Raw genomic sequence first — 21,747 nt, 5'->3', positions numbered from 1 at the left:
CTGGCGAGTCGCCTAGAACAGAAAATACCGCTGCGCCATCGGCAACACCACCGCCGGATCGCAGGTGAGCAACTGCCCGTCGGCCCGCACCGCATAGGTCTGCGCATCGATCTCCATCTTCGGCGTGTAGCCGTTGTGCACCATGTCCTGCTTGCGCACGCCGCGAACGTTCTTCACCGCGCTGAGCGTCTTGGCAAGGCCATAGCGCTCGCCGATGCCCGCCGCCAGTCCGGCTTGCGAGACGAAGGTCAGCGAGCTCCTGGCCAGCGCGCCGCCGAAGGCACCGAACATCGGCCGGTAGTGCACCGGCTGCGGCGTCGGGATCGAGGCGTTGGGGTCGCCCATCGCGGCCATCGCGATGCTGCCGCCCTTCAGGATGGTGAAGGGCTTGATGCCGAAGAAGGCCGGCTTCCACACCACCAGGTCGGCCCACTTGCCGACCTCGATGCTGCCCACCTCGTGCGAGATGCCGTGCGCAATGGCGGGGTTGATCGTGTACTTGGCCACGTAGCGCCTGGCGCGTCCGTTGTCGTTGCGGCTGCCGTCGTCGGGCGACTTGCCGCGCTGGGCCTTCATCTTGTGCGCCGTCTGCCAGCAGCGGATGATCACCTCGCCCACCCGCCCCATGGCCTGGCTGTCGGAGCTGAACATGCTGATGGCGCCCAGGTCGTGCAGGATGTCCTCGGCCGCGATGGTCTCCTTGCGGATGCGGCTCTCTGCAAAGGCGAGGTCCTCGGGAATGCCGGCGTCGAGGTGGTGGCACACCATCAGCATGTCGACGTGCTCGTCGAGCGTATTCACGGTGTACGGCATCGTCGGGTTGGTGGAAGAGGGCAGGAAGTTCGGCTCGCCCACCACGCGCAGGATGTCGGGCGCATGCCCGCCGCCCGCGCCCTCGGTATGGAATGCGCAGATGCCGCGGCCCTTGACAGCCGCGATCGTGTTCTCGACGAAGCCCGACTCGTTCAGCGTGTCGCTGTGGATCGCCACCTGCGTGTCGGTGGCATCGGCCACGTCCAGGCAGTTGCTGATCGCCGATGGCGTGGTGCCCCAGTCCTCGTGCAGCTTGAGGCCGATCACGCCGGCGTCGATCTGCTCGTGCAGCGCGGCGGGCAGGCTGGCGTTGCCTTTGCCGAGAAAGCCGAGGTTCATCGGAAAGGCGTCGGCCGCCTGCAACATGCGCTCGATGTGCCAGGGGCCCGGTGTCGCCGTGGTCGCGAAGGTGCCGGTCGCCGGGCCGGTGCCGCCGCCCAGCATGGTGGTGATGCCCGAGGCCAGTGCCTCCTCGATCTGCTGCGGGCAGATGAAATGGATGTGGCTGTCGATGCCGCCGGCGGTCACGATGTTGCCTTCGCAGCTGATGACTTCCGTGCCCGGGCCGATGACGATGTCCACGCCCGGTTGCACGTCCGGATTGCCGGCCTTGCCGATGGCGACGATGCGCCCGCCCTTCAAGCCGATGTCGGCCTTGACGATGCCCCAGTGGTCGAGGATCAGCGCGTTGGTCATGACCGTGTCGACCACGCCCTCGGCGCGCGTGCGTTGCGATTGGGCCATGCCGTCGCGAATCGTCTTGCCGCCGCCGAACTTGACCTCCTCGCCGTAGCCGCCGGCGCGCAGGGTGTAGTCGTCCTCGACCTCGATCACCAGGTCGGTGTCGGCCAGCCGCACGCGGTCACCCACGGTGGGCCCGAAGATTTCGGCGTAGGCACGCCGCCCGATCGTTGCCATGCTCAGAGCTTCCCTTGAACCAGTCCGCGGAACCCATGGACCACCCGGTCGCCGGCGAAGTCCACCAGTTCGATCGTGCGTTGCTGGCCGGGCTCGAAGCGCACCGCCGTGCCAGAGGCAATGTTCAGCCGCATGCCGCGCGCAGCCTCGCGGTCGAAGTCGAGCGCGCCGTTGGTCTCGGCGAAGTGGTAGTGGGAGCCGACCTGGATCGGCCGGTCGGCGGCGTTGAGCACGACCAGCGTCAGCGTGCGGCGGCCTGGGTTGAGCACATGTTCGCCCTCGTCGGTGATGAGTTCGCCGGGAATGATCATGCGATGCCGCCGAGCAATGCGATACCGAAGATCGTGACCGCGGCGCCTGCGACCCGCGGCATCCAGCGGTGCCCGCGGCGCAGCGCCCAGCCCACCGCAATTCCAGCGGCGTGAAGCAGCGCCGTTGCAGCGAGCATGCCGGCCAGCGTCAACGCGGCGCCCGCTTCCCCGGCCAGTTCCTGCCCGTGTGCGACGCCGTGGAACAGCGCGAACACGCCGACCAGCGCCGCCGCGGCCGGGGCCGGCAGCCGGCGCTGCGTGAAGACCAGCAGCCCCAGCACCAGCAGCGAGGCCGCGATCATCGGCTCCACGGCCGGGAGCGTGGGGCCCGCCAGCCCCAGCATCGCGCCTGCCAGCAGCATCAGCCCAAAGCCCAGTGGCGCCCACAGCAGGTCGGGCCAGGCGCGGCGCGCGGCGAGGGCGCTCCACAGTCCCACCGCCACCATCACCGCCAGGTGATCCGCACCGGTCAGCGGGTGCAGGAAGCCGGTGGCCAGGCCGTGATGCAGGCCGGCGTCGGCGCCGGTGTGGGCGGCCGCGGCCAGCGGCAACCCGGCGATCAGAAGCAGGGGCGCTTGGCGAAGAAGGCGCAGGGTCATGGTGTGCTCTTGATGAGGTGTCGGTCAGACGATGGGTTGGTGGACCGTGACGAGCTTGGTGCCGTCGGGGAACGTGGCCTCGACCTGGATGTCCGGGATCATCTCGGCCACACCTTCCATCACGTCGGCGCGCGACAGGATGCTGCGGCCCTCGCTCATCAGCGCGGCAACGGTCTTGCCGTCGCGCGCGCCTTCCATCACGGCGGCCGAGATCAGTGCCACGGCTTCGGGATAGTTGAGCTTGAGCCCGCGTGCGCGGCGCCGCTCTGCCAGCAGTGCAGCGGTGAAGATCAGGAGCTTGTCTTTTTCGCGCGGTGTCAGTTCCATGGGCGGGAGTGGATCGCTTCGTCGTGGCGGGTCATTATGGGCAACCCAGGGGCATTGCAACAGTCGTGCCGATGGCACGGAATCTGCACCTCCGGCGATGTGGACTCGACCGCCGTTCCCCCGCTCGCCAGCGACGACGCGCCGCAGCGCATCGTCAAGGTCCGGCGCGACTACAACAGCTGGGTGGCGCGCGAAACGCTGGAGGACTACGCGCTGCGCTTCACGCCGCAGCGCTTTCGCCGCATGTCCGAATGGCGGGTGGCGAGCACGGCCTTCGGTGGCGCCGCCTCCTTCCTGATCCTCGAGGCGGTCGGCGCGACGCTGCTGGTGCAGTACGGCTTCGTCAACGCGGCCTGGGCCATCCTGGTCACGGGGCTGATCATCTTCCTCGCCGGCCTGCCGATCAGCGTCTATGCCGCGCGCTACGGCGTGGACATGGACCTGCTCACCCGTGGCGCGGGCTTCGGCTACATCGGCTCGACGTTGACCTCGCTGATCTACGCCTCCTTCACCTTCATCTTCTTTGCGCTCGAGGCGGCGGTGATGGCCTACGCGCTGGAACTCGCGCTGGGCATCCCGGCGGCCTGGGGCTACCTGGTCTGCGCGCTGGTGGTGATCCCGCTGGTGACGCACGGCATCTCGGCCATCAGCCGGCTGCAGGTCTGGACCCAGCCCATCTGGCTGGTGATGCTGGTGGTGCCCTTCGTCTATGTGTTGGTGCGCGATCCTGGTGCGTTCGCGGGCATTGCGCACTACAACGGCGTCAAGGCGAGCGAGACCGGGTTTGACTTGCACCTCTTCGGTGCCGCGCTGACCGTCGGCATCGCGCTCATCACCCAGATGGGCGAGCAGGCCGACTACCTGCGCTTCATGCCCGTGCGCACCGCCGCCAACCGCGGCCGCTGGTGGGCCGGCGTGCTGGCGGGCGGCCCGGGCTGGGTGGTGTTGGGCGTGCTCAAGATGCTGGGCGGGGCGCTGCTGGCCTATCTCGCCATCGGCCACATGGTGCCCCCTGAGCGCGCGGTGGACCCGAACCAGATGTACCTGGCCGCCTACGAGTACGTGTTCCCGCAGTACGGCTGGGCGGTGGCGGCCACGGCATTGTTCGTGGTGATATCGCAGCTCAAGATCAACGTCACCAACGCCTACGCCGGCTCGCTCGCCTGGAGCAACTTCTTCTCGCGTGTCACGCACAGCCATCCGGGCCGCGTGGTGTGGGTGGTGTTCAACGCGCTGATCGCCTTCATGCTGATGGAGATGAACGTGTTCGAGGCCCTGGGCGATGTGCTGGGCCTGTACGCGAACATCGCGATCGCCTGGATGATGGCCGTGGTGGCCGACCTCGTGGTCAACAAGCCATTGGGGCTGTCGCCGCCGGGCATCGAGTTCAAGCGCGCGCACCTGTGGGACATCAACCCGGTCGGCGTGGGCGCGATGGCGCTGGCCTCGGTGCTGTCCATCAGCGCGCACCTGGGCGCCTTCGGGCGGACCGCGCAGGCTTTCTCCGCGCTGATCGCACTGGGCACCGCCTTCGCCACCGCGCCGCTGATCGCCTGGGCCACGCGTGGCAAGTACTACATCGCGCGGCTGTCGGATGAATGCGGTGCCGCGCCCTTCGCACCGGCAACAGGGCAGCGCGCAGTGCGCTGGGCGCGGGTCGAATCCGAAGTCGGCAGCCATCGGCGCCTGAGCACGCAGCGTTGCGTGATCTGCGAGCGCGACTACGAGGGCCCGGACATGGCGCACTGCCCGGCCTACCAGGGCGCGATCTGCTCGTTGTGCTGCACGCTCGATGCGCGTTGCGGCGACCTGTGCAAGCCCATGGCGAGCCTGTCGGCGCAATGGTCGGGCGCCCTGCGCTGGCTGCTGCCGCGACGGGTCTGGCCCTATCTCGACACCGGGCTCGGACACTTCCTGCTGCTCATGCTGATCGTGGTGCCCTTGCTTGCCGCGGTGTTCGGCGTGCTCTACCAGCAGGAACTGCGTGGCATCGGCGAGCGCGCGCTGGCCGACATGGCGCAGTCCACCACTTCGCTGCGCTCCGGCTTCCTCAAGGCCTACATGGCGCTGATGCTCATCGCCGGCATCGTCGCCTGGTGGCTGGTGCTGGCGCACCAGAGCCGCAAGGTGGCGCAGGAGGAATCGAATCGCCAGACGCGTCTGCTGATGCGCGAGATCGAACTGCACCGCGAGACCGACCGCGCGTTGCAGGCTGCCAAGCAGACGGCCGAGCAGTCCCGCGAGCAAGCAGACCAGGCCAACCAGGCCAAGAGCCGCTACATCAGCGCCATCAGCCACGAACTGCGCACGCCGCTCAACAGCATCCTCGGCTACGCGCAGCTCATGGGCGAGGACGCGGCCGTGCCGCCGCACCGGCGGCAGGCCGTGGCGGTGATCAAGCGTGGCGGCGAGCACCTGCTGTCGCTGATCGAGGGCACGCTCGACATCGCCCACATCGAGGCCGGCAAGCTCACGCTTCACGCCCGGCCCATGCAGTTCGCCGACCTGATGGTCGAGCTGGCCGACATGTTCGAGTTGCAGGCGGCCGAGAAGGGCCTGGCCTTTCACTTCGAACCCGAAGGCGATCTGCCCGAGCTGGTTCGAGCCGACGAGAAGCGTGTGCGGCAGATCCTCATCAACCTGCTGGGCAACGCCATCAAGTTCACCGCCAGCGGGCGCGTGACGCTGCGCCTGCGCTACGCGCGCGAGTTCGCGGCCATCGAGGTCGAGGACACGGGCCCCGGCATGTCGGCCGAGGAGCTGGGCCGCATCTTCGAGCCCTTCGCGCGTGGTGCCAGCGCCGGCCCGTCGGCGCCGGGCGCGGGCCTGGGCCTGACCATCGCGAAGATGCTGATCGACCTGATGGGCGGCGAGATGAAGGTGCAGAGCGCGCCGGGCGCGGGCTCGCTGTTCCGGGTGCGGCTCTTTCTGCCGCGCGTGCACCACACGAGCGGCGCGGGCATCCGGCGCGTCGCGGCGGCGACGCCGCGTCAGCGCAGCGGCTACGAAGGCCCGCGCCGGCGGCTGCTGGTGGTCGACAACGAAGAGGCCGACCGCGAGCTGCTCGTGCAACTGCTTGCGCCTCTGGGCTTCGAGCTGCGCACCGCCGCCAGCGGCCATGATGCGCTCGACCTGGTCGCGGCCGGCTGGCATCCGCATGCCATGTTCGTGGACCTGGCGATGCCCGGCATCGACGGCTGGGAAACCATCCGCCGCGCCCGCGCCGTCGGCCTGGCCGATGCGCAGGTGGCCATCGTCTCGGCCAACGCGTTCGACAAGCGGCTGGACAACGACGTCGGCATCGTGCCCGAGGACTTCTTCGTCAAGCCCGTGCGCCACAGCGAACTGCTCGAGTGGCTGGAGCGCCGGCTCGCGCTGCGATGGACCGACAGCGCCCCTGCAGCGCAGCCCGCTCCGGCCGGGCCTGCAGTGGTGCTGCCCGACGCTGCGCGCCTGCGCGTGCTCGGCGATGCAGTGAGCCTGGGCTACTTCCGCGGCATCATGAACGAGCTCGATGCCATCGACGCCGCCCAGCCCGAGTGCGCGGCCTGGACTGGCGCGCAACGCGGGCTGGCGCGCCAGTTCCAGTTCGAGGCCATGAGCCGCGCGTTGGCCGCGGCGGGGAGCACCCCATGAGCCGGGAAGAGAGCCCGCCGCCGCTGATCAGGAGCCTGCGCGAGGATGCCGGCACCGGCGACCTGGTGCTGATCGTCGACGACGTGCCCGACAACCTCGCCGTGCTGCACGACGCGCTGGACGAATCGGGCTACGCCGTGCTGGTCGCCACCAGCGGCGAGCAGGCGCTGCAGCGTGCTGCGCAAGCGCGGCCCGACATCGTGCTGCTCGATGCGATGATGCCGGGCATCGACGGCTTCGAGGTCGCGCGCCGGCTCAAGGCCGATGCGGCGACGGCCCACATCCCGATCGTCTTCATGACCGGTCTCACCGAGACCGAGCACCTCGTCGCGGCGCTCGAGGCGGGCGGTGTCGACTACGTCACCAAGCCGATCAAGCCCAAGGAGGTGCTGGCGCGGATGAACGTGCATCTTCAGGGCGCGCGCCGCGCGCGGCAGGATGCGCAGCAGGCCGGCCAGGCGCGCAATGCGCTCGATGCCTTCGGCTACGCCAGCTTCACCGTGCGCATGCCCGAAGGCAGGCTCGTCTGGCAGACCGCACTGGCGCGCGAGCTGCTGCAGCGCTACTGCGGCACCAGCGCGCCCGCGACGCCGCCGATGGTGCTGGAGTGGCTGCACCGGCACCTGCCGGATGCGCGCCAGCACCAGATCGAGCCGCCCGTTCTCGCCATTGCGCACGGCGCTGCCACGCTCAACCTGCGCCTGCACCAACAGACCGGGCAGGACGAGACGGGCGACGACTGGCTGATCATCATGCGCGAGGTCTCCGGTTCGGCGGTGATCGAGGCCATGAGCCTCAGCCTGAAGCTCACGGCACGCGAGGCCGAGGTGCTCTATTGGGTGGTCAAGGGCAAGACCAACCGCGACATCGGCGAAATCCTCGGAAGCAGCCCGGCGACCGCCAAGAAGCACCTGGAACGCGTCTACGTGAAGCTTGGCGTCGAGACCCGCACGGCAGCCGCCGGCGTGGCGATCAAGCGCATCCGCGAGCTGCAGCCGCAGTTCGAGCTGTGAGGGTCTGTGCCCGGGTGAACTGACCGGCTCGCTCCTAGAATCCGCGGCCATGATCGCACGCGCGTGGACCGTCTCCCTTTGCCTCGCTGCAACATCGGCCCAGGCCGGCGGACACTTCGACGTGGACGATGCAGGCATGCTCGATCCCGGCCAGTGCCAGTACGAGTTCTGGGGGACACGCGTGCGCAGCGAGCACAGCACGGTGTGGCACCTGGGGCCGGCCTGCCGCGTCGGGCCGGTGGAGCTCGGGCTCAACATCGACCGGATCTCTGTGCCGGGCGATACGGTCCATGTGCTTGGGCCGCAGCTCAAATGGACCTTCTTCGGAACGACACCCGAAGCCCGCTGGAGTGCAGCAGTGTCGATGGGCTACATCTCTCAGCAGCCCCGGCGGGGCGGACGCGACGGCGGGCAGTTCGTGGTTCCCGTGACATGGCGCGCCACCGAGAGCCTGATGGTCCATGCCAACCTGGGCGCCGACTGGGCCACCGGCAGCGGCGCACGCACCGGCCGCGGCGGGCTGGCGGGCGAGTGGGCGCTGAACGACACGGTCTCGCTCATCGCTGAGCGCAACCGCGCCTCCGGCCTCTGGACCTCGCGCTTCGGGGCACGCGTCAGCATCACGCCGTTGATCAGCATCGACCTCAGCGCGGCGCGCACCGGGCCGAGCGGCGTGCGCAGCTTCTCGGTCGGGCTGAATCACGAGTTCGGGCGCTGACGCTGCCGACAGCTTGCAGCGGGCGAGCATGCCCTGCTGGTGGAGATCCCCTCGCCGCTGCGCTACGCGCCTGATGGCACAGCACCATCCGTCGGTGGCCGGGCCCTTGGCCACAGTGCTCGGACTGCGTGCCCGGACGCATTGACGGCCGAGGAGGCGCCCCGCTGTCTCGGGTCCTTCAGCCGCCGACCAGCGCCCGGTAGTCCCGCCGCGTCGCCGGTGCCACCGAGTCGACCAGCTGCGCATGGGGCGTCTTGTGCCGCGCCAGCATGCGGGCCGAAGCGACTGCCCTGGACCGGCAGTACCAGTGGCAGGTGTGCTGCATGAGGAAGAGCTCGGCCGACATCGTGTAGGCCTTGTCGCGGGGTGTCCGCTGCAGGCTGTTGGCCGCCGCTTCGGCGATGCCGCGGGCGTGGATCGCGAGGGCGCGCCGCATGTCGAAGCTGTACGCCGGAAACAGGCGGTGGGCGAAGGGGAGGACCAGCGGCAGCGTGCTCACCCGCGCATCGGCGTCGTCGACGCGCGCGAAATCGGCGGCAAAGCGCTGGAACTGGCCGGCGAGCGTCTGCTCGGTGGTGTCGAGCAGTTTCCAGATCTGCTCGCGCCGCGCAGGGTCGTTTTCGCCGAGGCAGCGCAGGTAGCCTTCGGTCAGGGTTTCCATCAACTTCTCGATCTGGTAGCGGCCGAGATGGCTGGCGAGCAGCTGGATTCGCTTCTTTTGCTCGCGGGTCTTCAGCAAGTGGATGGCCAGCAGGAGCACGGCTGCCAGGGTGAGGAATTCCATGAGATGTATCCGGGCGGCGAATCGAGGCAGCAGGCGAATGTCGGTTAGTGAGCGAGGCCGCGGCCTATTGCCACAGGGCGTCGAAGCCGCCGGGCGGCTCCAGCCGCTTGCCGCGCAGCACCAGGCGCAGTGGCCCCGGCATCACGCGCGCGCGTTCCGGGTGCAGCGGGTCTCCGGGATAGGCGGCGGCGCGGTGGCCGTCGATGTCGAAGGTCAGCGGGCGCACCAGGCAGGGGGCGCGGCCTTCGGCCTCGGCCATCAACGAGTCGACGCTGGCATGGCGGCCCAGATGGGCGAGGCTCATGATCTGCGGCGCCGCCAGCGCGATCTCGCCGCGCCAGTAGCGCTCGAGCGCCTCGCGCGGACGCAGCCAGGCGCAGAGCACGGCTTCGTGCGCGTCATGCAGCGGCTCCTGGCCGGCGGGCGCGCGGGCGACGAAGAAATGCGTGTCGAAGCGCTTGCCCGGCGCATGCAGGGGCTGCATCGGCGTGATCCAGCGCGACCAGGGCCGCATGGCACGCGTGGCCACCCGCAGCCCGAGGCGACCGAGCATGTCGTTGAAGGGCATGGCCTGCGCGCTCAGTGCGGCGGCTTGCAGTGCGCCTGCGCGGTCGATTCCCGCGGCGAGCAGCAGCCCGCATTCCTCGAAGACTTCGCGCACGGCGGCGACGTGGATCGCCGCTGCGGTGGCGGCGTCGATGTCCGGATCTGCGAGCAGCGCCTGCAGGCGCTCGGGCCGGTCGTCGAGATGGGTCGCCGGGTCGAGCCGCGCATCCGACGCATCCACCTTGCCGCCGGGGAACACGTAGGAGCCGCCGTGCACGTCCGACAGTGCATGCCGCTGCATCATCAGCACCTCGGGCCCGGCCGCGCCATCGCGACAGATGAGCACGGTGGCGGCGGGTCGAATGGGGATCGGGATTTCGGTTTCAGCAGTGTTCATGGGGTTTCCGCACCTTCCACCAGAAAGCGTACGCGCCGCACGCCTTGCCATTCGTCCGCATCCAGCCGGAACGCGATCACGACGCGCGCAGGCAACGGCTCGGTGTGGCCGAACCAGATGCCGTCCACCGGCTGGCCCTTGTGCCGCAGCTTGAGCGCGAGATGCTTCTCGCCCACCAGCCGCTGCGAGATGACCTCCACCTCCTCGCTGAAGGTGGGTGGGGCGAAGCCCTGGCCCCAGACCTCGCGATGCAGCGTGTCGACCAGGTCCACGCGCAGGTACTCGGGCGCGAGCGGGCCGTCGGTGTCCAGGCGGCGCATCAGGGCGGCCGCATCGAGCCACTCGGCGGCGACCTGCGCCAGCGCGCGCTCGAAGGTCTCGAAGTGTTCGTGGGCCACTGTGCAGCCTGCCGCCATCGCATGGCCGCCGAAGCGCAGCAGCACGCCGGGGTGCCGCTTGGCCACCAGGTCCAGCGCGTCGCGCAGGTGGAAGCCCGGGATCGAGCGGCCCGAGCCCTTGAGCTCGCGTTCCTTGCCTGGCGCGCCGCTGGCGGCAAAGACGAAGGTGGGGCGGTGGTAGCGGTCCTTGATGCGCGAGGCGACGATGCCGACCACGCCTTCGTGGAACTGGGCATCGAAGACGCTGATCGCGGCAGGGGGCGTCTCGCTGCCGCCCTGGTCGAACAGCGACTCGGCCATCAGCAGCGCCTGTTCGCGCATGCCGCCCTCGATGTCGCGCCGCTCGCGGTTGATGCCGTCGAGCAGGCGCGCCAGTTCCTCCGCGCGGGCGCTGTCGTCGGTCGTCAGGCACTCGATGCCCAGCGTCATGTCGGCCAGCCGCCCGGCCGCATTGATGCGCGGGCCCAGCGCAAAGCCGAAGTCGAAGGTGGTCGCCGCCGCTGCATTGCGGCCGGCGGCCTTGAAGAGGGCGGCCAGCCCGGCGGGCATGGCGCCGGCGCGGATGCGGCGCAGGCCCTGGGCGACGAGACGTCGATTGTTCGAATCCAGCCTCACTACGTCGGCCACGGTGCCGAGGGCGACCAGCGGCAGCAGGGCATCCAGCTTCGGTTGGCTGGCCAAATCGAACACGGCACGCGCCCGCAGCTCCGAACGCAGCGCCAGCAGCACGTAGAACATCACGCCGACGCCCGCGATGCTCTTGCTGTCGAAGCCGCAGGCGGGCTGGTTGGGATTCACGAGCACATCGGCCGCGGGCAAGGCCGGGCCGGGCAGATGGTGGTCGGTCACCAGCACCGTGAGGCCGCGCGCCTTGGCGGCGGCCACGCCCTCGACGCTGGCGATGCCGTTGTCGACGGTGATCAGCACGTCGGCGCCGGTCTCGGCCACGCGCTCGGCGATCGGGGGCGTCAGGCCGTAGCCGTCGATCACCCGGTCGGGCACCAGGTAGCTCACGTGCCGCGCGCCCAGCAGCCGCAGACCGCGCAGGGCCACGGCGCAGGCCGTGGCGCCGTCGCAGTCGTAGTCGGCGACGATGCACAGGCGCTTGTCGTCGCGGATCGCGTCGGCCAGCAACACGGCGGCCTCGCGCGCGCCGTGCAAGCCATCGGGCGCGAGCAGGCGGGCCAGGCCGTCGTCGAGCTCTTCACGGGTCTGCACGCCGCGGGCGGCATAGAGCCGCGCCAGCAACGGATGAACGCCGGCCTGCTCCAGTGCCCAGGCACTGCGCGGCGGGATGGAACGGGTCACGATCTTCATCACAGCGCCTCCAGCACCGCCGGCGCGCTGGCACGCTGGAACAGGGATCGGGCCCAGCGCGCCAGCCCGCGCTGCTGCACGCCGAAGCGCTGCGCATTGCGGTCGCCGCACAGGGTGAGCGTGACCTCGGCGCCTGCGTTGTAGGCCGCCAGCAGTTCGGCGACAGGCCCCTCGTCCAGCACGGCCCAGGCCTGTGCCCAGGCCGCGCCGTCGTCGCGCAAGGCCGCCTCGCGCAGTCCATCGGCCACCCGCGGCTCCGTCTCCGGCAGCGCGGCATCGGATGGCAGCCGCCCCGTGCCGCTGAGCCAGAAGGAATTGATCGGTGGCTCGCCGCGCGCGGTGCGCTCGTCGTTGACGCGCTCGGTGTAGAGCAGCATCTGCATCTCGTTCTGGAGCCGGCGCAGCGGACGGGCGCCGTCGGACAGCGGCGACCATTGCGCGATGGGGTGCCCGACCGCACGGTCGATCGATGCGGTCGCCAGGCTGTCGAACATGCGGCCCCGCGCCAGCCAGCGGTGTGGCGTGGCCGAAGCATGCAGCGCGATGCCGTCCTCCTCGAAGTAGGGCCTGGCGATTTCCAGCAGGGCTTCCGACTCGGCCGCGTCGATGCGAATCGCGCCCGGATCGCCCAGCACCACGTCGTCGATGCCCACCTGCCAGTGGCACAGGGTGGCGATGCCCCAGCTGCCGTCCTCGCCGGCGCCGTCGAGGCCGGCGCGCCGTGCCTCCAGCGCGGCCCAGGGGATCTGCCCGTCAGGCGCCGAGATGCCGAGCGCCGCGGCCAGGGCACGTTCGTGCGGAGGGGAGAGGGTGCTTTCGTCCTGCAGGTCTTCGTGCACGAGCGCGAGACGGGAGAGCAGGCTTTCCAGCCTGGGCAGCCGCAGGCTGCCTGTCGCCTCCCGGCAAGTCGGCGTGCCGCGGCCGGCGAAAGGAATGAGCAGATGGGAGGCAGAGGGCGGCGCGGGCATGGGCCTATTGTCCGGGATGCCACAATTCCACTTCTATGCCTCTCCCCTATGAACTGCAACTCGGCTGGCGCTATACGCGCGCGGGCCGGGCCACGCGGCGCAACGGCTTCATTTCCTTCATATCCGGCGTCTCCATGCTCGGCATCGCGCTGGGGGTGGCGGCGCTGATCATCGTGCTCTCGGTGATGAACGGCTTCCAGAAGGAGGTGACCGATCGGATGCTCGGCGTGATCTCGCACATCGAGATCTTCTCGCGCGACGGCCAGGCACTGGCGGACATCGACGCCATCGCCGAGGCCGCGCGCAAGAATCCCAACGTCATCGGTGTCGCGCCCTTCATCGCCGCCCAGGCGCTGATCGCGCGCGGCGAGGACATGAAGGGCACGCTCGTGCGCGGCATCGAGCCGTCGCTGGAGCCACAGGTGACCGACATCTCCACCACCGCCCAGAAGGGCGCGCTGGACAAGCTGGTGCCGGGCGAGTTCGGCATCGTGCTCGGCGTCGAACTGGCCCGCTCGCTCTTCGTGCAGGTGGGCGACCGGGTGACGCTCATCGCGCCTGGCGGGCAGGTCACGCCGGCCGGCGTGGTGCCGCGATTGAAGCAATTCACGGTGGTCGGCACTTTCGATTCGGGGCATTACGAGTACGACTCGGCGCTCGCCATGATCCACGAGCAGGACGCTGCGCGCGTGTTCCGGCTCGAAGGGCCGAGCGGCCTGCGCCTGAAGCTCAAGGACCTGCACCGTGCGCGCGAGGTGGCAGACGAGCTGGCCGTCACGCTGCCCGGCGAGTTCCTGATCCGCGACTGGACGCGCCAGAACAGGACCTGGTTCGCCGCGGTGCAGGTGGAGAAGCGGATGATGTTCATCATCCTCACGCTGATCGTCGCGGTCGCGGCCTTCAACCTGGTGTCCACGCTGGTGATGACGGTGACCGACAAGCGCGCCGACATCGCCATCCTGCGCACGCTGGGCTCGAGTCCGAAAAGCATCATGAGCATCTTCGTGGTGCAGGGCGCCATGGTGGGCGTGATCGGCACGCTTGCCGGACTGCTGCTGGGCCTTGGCATCGCCTACAACATCGATGTGATCGTGCCGGCGCTGGAGCGGCTCTTCAACGCGCGCTTCCTTCCGCAGGACATCTACCTCATCAGCAGGATGCCCAGCGATCCGCAGCGCGGCGACATCCTGCCGATCGCGCTGATCTCGCTGGCGTTGTCCTTCGTGGCCACGCTCTATCCGAGCTGGCGCGCGAGCCGCGTCAATCCGGCGGAGGCGCTGCGCTATGAATGAAGCCGCAACGCTCGGCTCCGGCGTGTCGTCGCTGCGTGCCGAGGAGGCCGCTGCAGGCTCGCAGCGCCCGGTCGTGCTGCAGGTGAGGGGACTGACCAAGCGTTTTCATGAAGGGCGCATCGACCTCACGGTGCTGCACGGGGTCGACCTCGACGTGCGCGCCGGCGAGACGCTGGCGATCGTCGGCGCCTCGGGCTCCGGCAAGAGCACGCTGTTGCACCTGATGGGCGGGCTCGATGCGCCCACCGCCGGCACCGTGGAACTGCACGGCAAGAACATTGCGCATGCGGACGCGGCCGAGCAGGGCCGGTTGCGCAACGCGCACCTGGGCTTTGTCTACCAGTTCCACCATCTGCTGCCGGAGTTCAGCGCGCTGGACAACGTTGCAATGCCGCTGAAGATCCGCCGCACGCCGCCTCAGCAGGCGGCGGAGGCTGCCGCTGCGATGCTGGCGGCCGTGGGACTGGCCGAGCGACTCCATCATCGCCCGGCCGAGCTCTCAGGCGGCGAGCGCCAGCGCGTGGCGATCGCCCGCGCATTGGTCACCCAGCCCGACTGCGTGCTGGCCGACGAGCCCACCGGCAACCTCGATCGCAACACCGCCGATGGCGTGTTCGCGCAGATGTTGAAGCTGGCGCGCGAGCGCCGCACCGCGTTCGTCGTGGTTACGCACGACGAGGCGCTGGCCAGTCGTTGCGATCGCGTGCTGCGGCTGGCGGCGGGGCGGCTGGACAACGGGCGTTAGGGGCTGCTGCGGCCGTGTTTTTCGATTTACCCATATGGTGGGTAAAGTCGGATTTACCAGTTTAACGAGTATTTTGCATTTACCCGTGGCATGGGTAAGATGCGGACTATTCGTCTCATGGGCAATGCCATGCGCCAGGTCCTCTCCACACCGTCCCAACTCGGCCCGCTCCTGAAATCCGGCCGCCGCGCAGCCGGCCTGCCGCAGGCCGAACTGGCCCGACGCATGGGCATCAGCCAGAGCCGCATCTCGCACATGGAGCTCCACCCGGAATCGGTGAGCCTCGAACAGCTGCTCGCGCTCTTCGGCCTGCTCGGCATGGAGCTCATCGTCCAATCGAGATCCGAAGCGCCCCCGGCGCAGGAATGGTGAGCGATGGGCCGGAGGTCGCATTCGCAGGCCCTGTCGATCTGGGCCAACGGCGAGCGGATCGGAGCGTGGCGCATCCCCGCGCGTGGGGAGCCGGAGCTCGTCTACGACCCCGCCTGGATGGCTTCGCCGGCCGGGCGTCCCCTGTCGTTGTCGCTTCCGCTGGCGGCGGGCGGTCTCAAGGGCCAGGTCGTCAACAGTTATTTCGACAACCTGCTGCCTGACAGCCGCGCCATCCGCGAGCGCCTCGCCACGCGTTTCGGGACGGCATCCACGGACGCCTTCGCGCTGCTGCGAGCCGTCGGACGCGATTGCGTCGGCGCCATTCAATTGCTCGCCGAAGACGAGGCGCCCGAGGGTCTTCGGCAGATCTCAGGCTCGCCGATGTCGCCTGCCGAAGTCGAGGCCCTGCTTCTCCAGACCGTGACGCCGGGCCGCCTCGGCGGCCTGCCCGGGGAGGAGGACGTGTTGCGAATCTCGCTGGCAGGGGCGCAGGAGAAGACCGCGCTCCTGTGGCACGACCAGCAGTGGATGCGGCCGCACGGCGCGACGCCAACGACGCACATCCTGAAGCTGCCGCTGGGGCTCGTCGGGCATCGCCAGGCCGACTTCAGCACCTCGGTCGAGAACGAATGGCTCTGCCTCAACATCCTTCAGGCGTACGGCCTGCCAGTTCCCCGCTGCGCCATCCTCGGCTTCGGCGCGCAGAAAGTGCTGGCCGTCGAGCGCTTCGACCGGCAACTGCACTCCTCGGGAAGCTGGCTCATGCGCTTGCCACAGGAAGACTTCTGCCAGGCGCTCGGCATCCCTTCGCATCTGAAGTACGAGGCTGACGGCGGCCCGGGCCTGCTGAACCTGGCCGCGATCCTGCGCCAGTCCGTCAGCGCACGCGAGGACCTGCGGACACTGCTCGCCGCGCAGCTGGTCTTCTGGATGCTTGCTGCACCCGACGGCCACGCCAAGAACTACAGCATCCACCTGTTGCCGGAAGGGCGCTTCAGGCTCACGCCGCTCTATGACGTCATGTCGATCTGGCCGGTGGAGGGCGCCGGGCCCAATCAGTTCTCGCGCCATGACGCCACTCTGGCCATGGCCATGATCGGGAAGAACAAGCACTACCGGAGATCGACCATCCGCAGGCGCCATTTCAATGCCACCGCGCGCCTGTGCGGCTATGGCGCGGACGCCGAGGACATCATCGGCTTTTTGCTCGACAGCACGCCCGGCGTGATCGCCCGCATGGAGGCGCAGCTGCCGGCCGGCTTTCCGGCGAAGGTGGGGCAGCCGATTCTGCAGGGGCTCGCCGCGTCTGCTGCGGCGCTGGAGGCGATGCCGAGGGAGTAGGGACCAACGCAGGCGTTGGCACAGGCTTCGGCCGCCTCGCTGGAGGTCAGCGGGGGCGGCGCCTGGCGATCATTTTGGGCATTCCCTTTCTTTCCATCTGGGTCTTGAATCACCCATCGGGTGTGTCCAGCTCAAGCTACAGGAACAGCCCCGGGTCCACCATCGCCCGGTTCAGCATCACCGACCAATGCAGGTGCGGGCCCGTCACGCGGCCTGTAGCTCCCACCGCACAGAAGCGCTCACCAGCCTTCACCACTTCCCCCGCCTTCACATCCATCGCGCTCAGATGGCAGTACATCGTGAGCAGCCCGCCGCCATGATCGAGCCAGACGGTGCCGCCGTTGAAGAAGTAGTCGCCGGTGTCGATCACGCGCCCCGCCATCGGCGCCTTCACCGGCGTGCCCGTGGCCGCCGCAATGTCCATGCCGCTGTGCGGATTGCGCTTCTCGCCATTGAACACGCGCCGCAGGCCGAAGGAACTGGAACGCCGCCCCGGCACCGGGACCTGCATGCGCAGATCGCCTTCGGGCGGGGGCTCGCTGAAGGTGGCCATCACGCCCTGCAGGTGCGCGCGCTCGCGCTCGTAGCGCGCCATGTCTTCGGCCGAGAGGTCGACCTGGCCCGGCGCGACCTTGAGCTGCTGCTCCCGGTACCGCTTGGGCGCGACGACGTAGGGCAGCTCGCGGGTGCCGCCCTCCTCGCGCAGGGCCCGGATGCGAGCCTCGCCCGGTGGCGCGCCGAGGGGAATGCCCACCAGCGCGTGCCATTCGATGACATCGCCCACCACCAGCAACGGCACGTCTTCCACGGTTCGCGCCTGCGGCCGGCGCGCCGCCGGGCCCAGAGAGAGCCGGGCCACGCCCCCGGGGACATGCAAGTCGCGGGGCCACACGGCCTCTTCCTCGGCCGCGCGGGCTGCCGGCAGGGCCATCGATCCGAGTGCGCCCAGCAGGGCATCGCGGCGATTCAGGTGCATGGACTCAGGCCTTCGGCTTGCAGGCATGGACGAAGTCGCCAGCGCGCACGGTCGGCGAGAGGGGGCGGACCTGGCGGTCCGATGCATTGGGCGAGACGCCGAGGTATTCAAGCGGCATGGAAGCTCCTGGGGAAGGTTGGCGGAAGCAGACGCTGGACCCGATGGCCTCCACCGCGGACTTGGATGGCACCATCATGCAGCATGACCACCAGCGGCTCTACACCTTCGACGCAAGGACCCGATCCCATGACCACCCTCACTGACGACGCGCTTCTCGATCCGCTGTTCGACATCCGCTTCAAAGGCTACCCGCGCACGCGACCGCCCATGCGGCGCAGCGAGATCGGCCAGGCCGGCTGGCATGTGCTGGCCGGCGACCTGCCGCTGCCGGTGGCCGTGCTCAAGCGCGAGGCGCTGGAGCACAACCTCGCCTGGATGCAGGCGCGCGTGCGACAGTGGGGCATCGACCTCGCACCGCACGGCAAGACCACCATGTCGCCGCAGCTGTTCCGGCGCCAGCTGGATGCCGGCGCGTGGGGGCTGACTTTCGCAACGGTCACGCAGCTCGCCGTCGGCGTGGCGGCCGGCGCGCGCCGCACGCTGATCGCCAACCAGGTGGTGAACGACGAGGACCTGGCCGGCATCCAACTTCTGTTGGGCGAACACGCGGACCTGCGGATCGTGTTCCTGGTCGATTCGCTGGCCCAGCTCGCGCTGATCGAAGCCTGGCGCGAGCGCCATCACGAGAGCCTGCCCTTCGAGGTGATGCTGGAGATCGGCGTCGAGGGTGGACGCACCGGTTGCCGCACGCAGGAGGAGGCCACCGCACTGGCCATCGCCCTGCACCGGAGCCCTGCGGTGCGCCTGGTGGGCATCGAGTGCTACGAGGGCCTTGCCGCGACCGGCGAGACCGGCCCCGACACCGCATACGCCAAGGCGCTGATGGACCGTGTCGAAGCCGTGGCGCGCCATTGCGATGCGCAGGGCCTGTTCGATGGCGACGAGGTGATCGTCTCGGCCGGCGGCTCGGCCATCTTCGACCTGGTGGCCGGCCGCCTGAAACCGGCGCTCAAGCGCGGCGTGCGCGGCATCCTGCGTTCGGGCTGCTACGTCACCCACGATCACGGCTTCTACAAGCGGATGCTCCGTGCAGTGGACCAGCGTCTCGGTTGCGATTGCGAGCAAGGTGAGGGCGGGAGCCTGCGCCCGGCAATGGAAGTGTGGGCGATGGTGCAGTCACGCCCGGAGGCCGGGCTTGCCATCCTCGCGGTGGGCAAGCGCGACATCTCCTTCGACCTGTCGCTGCCCGTGCCCATCGCACGCGCCGCGCGCGGCAGCCTGGTGCCCGAAGGCGTGCCCGCCGGTTGGAAGATCACCGGCCTGAACGACCAGCACGCCTACCTGCGCTGGGACGATGCCGCCTCGCCGCAGGCGCCGATCGTCGGCGAGCGCATCGGCCTGGGCATCTCGCATCCCTGCACTACCTTCGACAAGTGGCACTGGATGCCGATCGTGGAGGAGGACTACTGCGTCAGCGATGCGGTGTCGATGCATTTCTGACGGCGCCGACCGCGGCCTGCTGCGCGTGGGCGATCTCAAGCAAGGCGGAATATCCCGTCGCCATCACCGACACGGTCGATCCCATCGTCGACACCGGCCCCTTCACTGCCACCCTCACCGGCGCCATCACCGGGCCTGGCGAGCTAGGCAAGATCGGAACAGGCAGCTACGCTCGCTCGGGCGCCGACATCTTCCGCGGCGCCCCCTGGCGATCGTGAACCGCGCTTGCTGGCCAGCCCGCTAAAGTGCCCGTCACCATGCATGTCGAGCCCTGTTTTCTTCCCACGCTTCGACGAGGACTTGCAAGCGCGGCCGTCGCGCTGCTGGCCTTGTCCTCTGCGGCCGGCCGTGCCGGCCCGCTGTGCCTGGACACGGCACTCCGGTCCGCGCCACCGCCACGCGCCCAGGCCCTGGCGGCGGCGGCCCGACAGGAGCACGAGGCTTTCGGCGGCCAGGCATTCGATGCCGAAGGCCGGCTCGTCGAAGCGGGCTATTCCGAAGCCGAGGCGCTGCGCAGGCCGTCGCTTGTTCCGGCGCCGTGGGAGCGCGTCATGGGCTACTGGCGCGCGGTCGACGCAGGGGAGGGCCGGCTTCCCGCCCAGGTGGCGTTCGGCGCGTGGCGTCCGGCCGATCGAGGCCTGCTGCGGCAGGCGCTGAACCAGGCCACCGCGGCCCACTTGCAGGGCCTGGGCGTCGGGCCTGACCAAGGCCTTGCGTCGCATGAACTGCGCGCGCTGCAGACCGCCCTGGACCGCGTCGCCGTGATCGACACGCCCTGGTCCGCGGCCTTCGTGAGCTGGCTCGCACGCAAGGCCGGGCTCGGGCCGCAGGAGTTCGTCTTCTCGGAGGCGCACGCCGACTACGCGGCTGCCGCATGGCAGGCCGGCACCGACGAGGTGCAGGGCCGGCCCACCACCTATGCCATGCGCGCCTGCGATCTCGCGCGCACGCCGCCGCGTGTCGGCGACCTGGTTTGCCATGCGCGCGGCGACCATGAAGGGCTCGCCGACTTCGAGGGTCTCGGCCGCAATCTGGCGACGCGCCGTACCGGCGGAGGCGCATTGCCCATGCATTGCGACGTGGTGGTGGGCGTCGATGCCACGGGCTTCGACGCCATCGGCGGCAACGTGCTGCAGTCCGTCACACTGCGGCGTCTTGCCTTCGCACCCGGCACCCGATCGCTGGACCCGAGCTACCGAGGCTGCGGAACCGGCACCCCGGGCTGCGTCGATCGCCACCTGAGCCGGCAGCCCTGGTCCTTGCTGCTGCAGTGGCGTTGACGCGAGCGGCGCGACGCGATCAGCTGCGCGTCATCGCACGCGACAGCGTGGCCTGCGGCAGATAGGCGCCTGCCTCCCTCAAGCGTTCCACCAGCGTCTGCGTATCCAGATCGCAAGCCGGCTGCCCGGTCGCGATCGACTGGGCCGCTGCCGTCCCGGCGGCCTGTCCCATCATGTAGGCCGCCGACTGCGCGCGGATCGAGCCGTGCACCTTGGTGTCGCTCGAATGGCAGCGCCCCGCCACCCACAGATTGCCGGAGCCACGCGGCACCAGGATGCTGTACGGGATGCCCACGCTGCCCCCGCGGCCCAGGTTGTCCTTGCCATGAAAGTCGTTCAGGAAGCGCTCGTACTCCGCCTTGGAGGTGTCGGTCGGATGCACGTCGGTCGGTCGGTTGTACACCGCGATCTGATCGGCGAACTGGCGCCGGTTGCGGAAGTCCTCGATGCCGAGCTCGAACTCGCCGACGATGCGGCGCGAATCGCGCACGCCCATCACAGGCGCAGTGGTGAGCAGCTCCAGGTCCTCGCAGCCGGGCACGTACTTGCGATAGAACTCCAGGTACTCCACCGCGAGCTTGCGGCCGAACACCATGCCGTCGGAGAGGCTGCGGTTGGACAGCGGATTCAGGTTGAACACATGGCCGGCGTTCAGCGTGGCGCTGCGCTCGCCGATCTTGTTCATGCCAGGCATGAAGCGGTCTTCCTGGGTGAAGTGCCCGTCGGCGATGGCATGGGCGAGCAGCTCGGTCTTGGTGTGGTTCTTGACCTCGTCGATCCCGTGCCAGTCGCTGCCATAGGCCGGATGGTCCCAGTGCATGCCGCCGAGCAGCGAGCACAGCGTGCTCGGCGCCACCGTTTCGGTATCGCGCAGCACCACCTTGCATTCGGCGCCCGCGAGTGCGGCGAGCGCAGCGTCGCCGGTCGCATCGACGAAGGCTCTTGCGCGCACGTAGCGCAGTCCCTCCACGTTGCTCAGGACCACGCCATCGACGCGCCGCCCGCGGGTCTCGGCCTCGATCACGCGCGTGAAGAAGCGCAGTTCCACGCCGGCCGACACCGCGAAGTCGTCGAGGATGCGCTTCAGGTGCTCGGGCTTGAACGGGACCCAGCGATTGAGCTGGGCGTTCAGGAAGTCGGGCACTACGTGCTGGCCGAAGGCCTTCTGGGCCCACATGGTTTCGAGCAGCTCCTTCATGAAGCCGCCGACCAGCATGCGCTCGCCGTCGGCCACCGGCCCGAAGGACGCGACCAGCCCCGAGGTGCCCATGCCGCCGAGGCAGCCAGTGGCTTCGACCAGCAAGGTCTTGAGGCCCAGCCGCGCGCCGCACACGGCTGCCGCGGTGCCTGCCGGGCCGCCGCCTGCCACCACGAGGTCGTAACTGTCGCCGGCTGGAATCCGGCGCGTCAAGGTATAGGTGTCGTCGTCGTTCATG

The 21,747-nt window shown here is 69.4% G+C and carries 19 protein-coding genes; 9 read left to right on the top strand and 10 right to left on the bottom strand.

Annotated elements, in window-relative coordinates:
- Positions 1 to 12: 12 nt before the first annotated feature.
- Genes ureC through G3W89_RS23090 form a run of 4 tightly spaced genes read right to left on the bottom strand, consistent with a single transcriptional unit; the run spans position 13 to position 2,968 of the window.
- Positions 13 to 1,731 (bottom strand): urease subunit alpha, encoded by a 1,719-nt coding sequence (gene ureC, locus G3W89_RS23105; protein WP_162576349.1) that lies wholly within the window; start codon positions 1,729 to 1,731, stop codon positions 13 to 15.
- A 2-nt stretch (positions 1,732 to 1,733) separates the two neighbouring features.
- A complete protein-coding gene (locus tag G3W89_RS23100) occupies positions 1,734 to 2,039 on the bottom strand; it encodes an urease subunit beta (protein WP_162577616.1) in 306 nt (101 codons plus the stop codon).
- A complete protein-coding gene (locus tag G3W89_RS23095; protein ID WP_162576348.1) occupies positions 2,039 to 2,641 on the bottom strand; it encodes a HupE/UreJ family protein in 603 nt (200 codons plus the stop codon). Before G3W89_RS23095 ends, G3W89_RS23100 begins: the two co-directional genes overlap by 1 nt.
- 24 nt (positions 2,642 to 2,665) lie before the next feature.
- Positions 2,666 to 2,968 (bottom strand): urease subunit gamma, encoded by a 303-nt coding sequence (locus tag G3W89_RS23090; protein ID WP_068681614.1) that lies wholly within the window; start codon positions 2,966 to 2,968, stop codon positions 2,666 to 2,668.
- Positions 2,969 to 3,004: 36 nt separating this feature from the next.
- Between G3W89_RS23090 and G3W89_RS23085 the strand changes: the two genes are divergently transcribed.
- The 3 genes from G3W89_RS23085 to G3W89_RS23075 are packed head-to-tail and all read left to right on the top strand — an operon-like array spanning position 3,005 to position 8,335.
- Positions 3,005 to 6,604, top strand: coding sequence for a hybrid sensor histidine kinase/response regulator (locus G3W89_RS23085; RefSeq protein WP_162576347.1), 3,600 nt, complete (start codon positions 3,005 to 3,007; stop codon positions 6,602 to 6,604).
- Entirely contained in the window at positions 6,601 to 7,617 is a 1,017-nt protein-coding gene (locus G3W89_RS23080) for a response regulator transcription factor (RefSeq protein WP_162576346.1), read from the top strand. Before G3W89_RS23085 ends, G3W89_RS23080 begins: the two co-directional genes overlap by 4 nt.
- A gap of 49 nt (positions 7,618 to 7,666) precedes the next feature.
- A complete protein-coding gene (locus G3W89_RS23075) occupies positions 7,667 to 8,335 on the top strand; it encodes a hypothetical protein (RefSeq protein ID WP_232076698.1) in 669 nt (222 codons plus the stop codon).
- Between the two features lie 178 nt (positions 8,336 to 8,513).
- On the opposite strand, the gene G3W89_RS23070 is transcribed toward G3W89_RS23075, so the two are convergent.
- The 4 genes from G3W89_RS23070 to G3W89_RS23055 form a co-directional block, all read right to left on the bottom strand.
- Positions 8,514 to 9,119 (bottom strand): hypothetical protein, encoded by a 606-nt coding sequence (locus G3W89_RS23070; RefSeq protein ID WP_162576345.1) that lies wholly within the window; start codon positions 9,117 to 9,119, stop codon positions 8,514 to 8,516.
- 64 nt (positions 9,120 to 9,183) lie between these two features.
- A complete protein-coding gene (locus G3W89_RS23065; RefSeq protein ID WP_162576344.1) occupies positions 9,184 to 10,062 on the bottom strand; it encodes an NUDIX hydrolase in 879 nt (292 codons plus the stop codon).
- On the bottom strand, positions 10,059 to 11,777 hold the full coding sequence (recJ, locus tag G3W89_RS23060) for a single-stranded-DNA-specific exonuclease RecJ (protein ID WP_162576343.1): 1,719 nt from the start codon (positions 11,775 to 11,777) through the stop codon (positions 10,059 to 10,061). The genes G3W89_RS23065 and recJ overlap by 4 nt, the downstream gene beginning before the upstream one ends.
- Positions 11,777 to 12,745 carry a hypothetical protein gene (locus tag G3W89_RS23055; RefSeq protein ID WP_162576342.1) on the bottom strand — a complete coding sequence of 323 codons (969 nt, stop codon included), beginning with the start codon at positions 12,743 to 12,745 and terminating at the stop codon, positions 11,777 to 11,779. Before G3W89_RS23055 ends, recJ begins: the two co-directional genes overlap by 1 nt.
- Positions 12,746 to 12,780: 35 nt before the next feature.
- Here G3W89_RS23055 and G3W89_RS23050 point away from each other — a divergent pair, with 35 nt between their 5' ends.
- From G3W89_RS23050 to G3W89_RS23035, 4 genes are all read left to right on the top strand, one after another.
- The gene (locus G3W89_RS23050; RefSeq protein ID WP_162576341.1) at positions 12,781 to 14,037 is read left to right on the top strand and encodes a lipoprotein-releasing ABC transporter permease subunit; all 1,257 of its coding nucleotides are present in this window, start codon (positions 12,781 to 12,783) and stop codon (positions 14,035 to 14,037) included.
- The gene (gene lolD / locus G3W89_RS23045) at positions 14,030 to 14,782 is read left to right on the top strand and encodes a lipoprotein-releasing ABC transporter ATP-binding protein LolD (protein ID WP_162576340.1); all 753 of its coding nucleotides are present in this window, start codon (positions 14,030 to 14,032) and stop codon (positions 14,780 to 14,782) included. Before G3W89_RS23050 ends, lolD begins: the two co-directional genes overlap by 8 nt.
- Before the next feature lie 129 nt (positions 14,783 to 14,911).
- The gene (locus G3W89_RS23040; protein WP_162577614.1) at positions 14,912 to 15,154 is read left to right on the top strand and encodes a helix-turn-helix domain-containing protein; all 243 of its coding nucleotides are present in this window, start codon (positions 14,912 to 14,914) and stop codon (positions 15,152 to 15,154) included.
- A gap of 3 nt (positions 15,155 to 15,157) precedes the next feature.
- The gene (locus G3W89_RS23035) at positions 15,158 to 16,495 is read left to right on the top strand and encodes a type II toxin-antitoxin system HipA family toxin (protein ID WP_162576339.1); all 1,338 of its coding nucleotides are present in this window, start codon (positions 15,158 to 15,160) and stop codon (positions 16,493 to 16,495) included.
- A 136-nt stretch (positions 16,496 to 16,631) separates the two neighbouring features.
- Here the strand turns inward: G3W89_RS23035 and G3W89_RS23030 are convergent, their stop codons facing one another.
- Positions 16,632 to 17,471: a peptidoglycan DD-metalloendopeptidase family protein gene (locus tag G3W89_RS23030; protein ID WP_232076697.1), complete on the bottom strand. Its 840-nt coding sequence runs from the start codon at positions 17,469 to 17,471 to the stop codon at positions 16,632 to 16,634.
- A 246-nt stretch (positions 17,472 to 17,717) separates the two neighbouring features.
- Here G3W89_RS23030 and G3W89_RS23020 point away from each other — a divergent pair, with 246 nt between their 5' ends.
- Complete coding sequence (locus G3W89_RS23020) at positions 17,718 to 19,031, top strand: amino acid deaminase (protein WP_162576337.1); 1,314 nt, start codon at positions 17,718 to 17,720, stop codon at positions 19,029 to 19,031.
- Positions 19,032 to 19,288: 257 nt separating this feature from the next.
- Entirely contained in the window at positions 19,289 to 20,311 is a 1,023-nt protein-coding gene (locus G3W89_RS23015) for a DUF2272 domain-containing protein (protein ID WP_162576336.1), read from the top strand.
- Positions 20,312 to 20,330: 19 nt separating this feature from the next.
- Here the strand turns inward: G3W89_RS23015 and G3W89_RS23010 are convergent, their stop codons facing one another.
- Positions 20,331 to 21,746, bottom strand: a complete 1,416-nt coding sequence (locus G3W89_RS23010) for an FAD-dependent oxidoreductase (RefSeq protein ID WP_162576335.1) — start codon at positions 21,744 to 21,746, stop codon at positions 20,331 to 20,333.
- Position 21,747 lies beyond the last annotated feature (1 nt).

Origin of the sequence: Variovorax sp. PBL-H6, assembly GCF_901827155.1 — a bacterium.
Classification (GTDB): Bacteria; Pseudomonadota; Gammaproteobacteria; order Burkholderiales; family Burkholderiaceae_C; genus Variovorax.
This window is presented reverse-complemented; position numbering and strand designations above follow the sequence as displayed.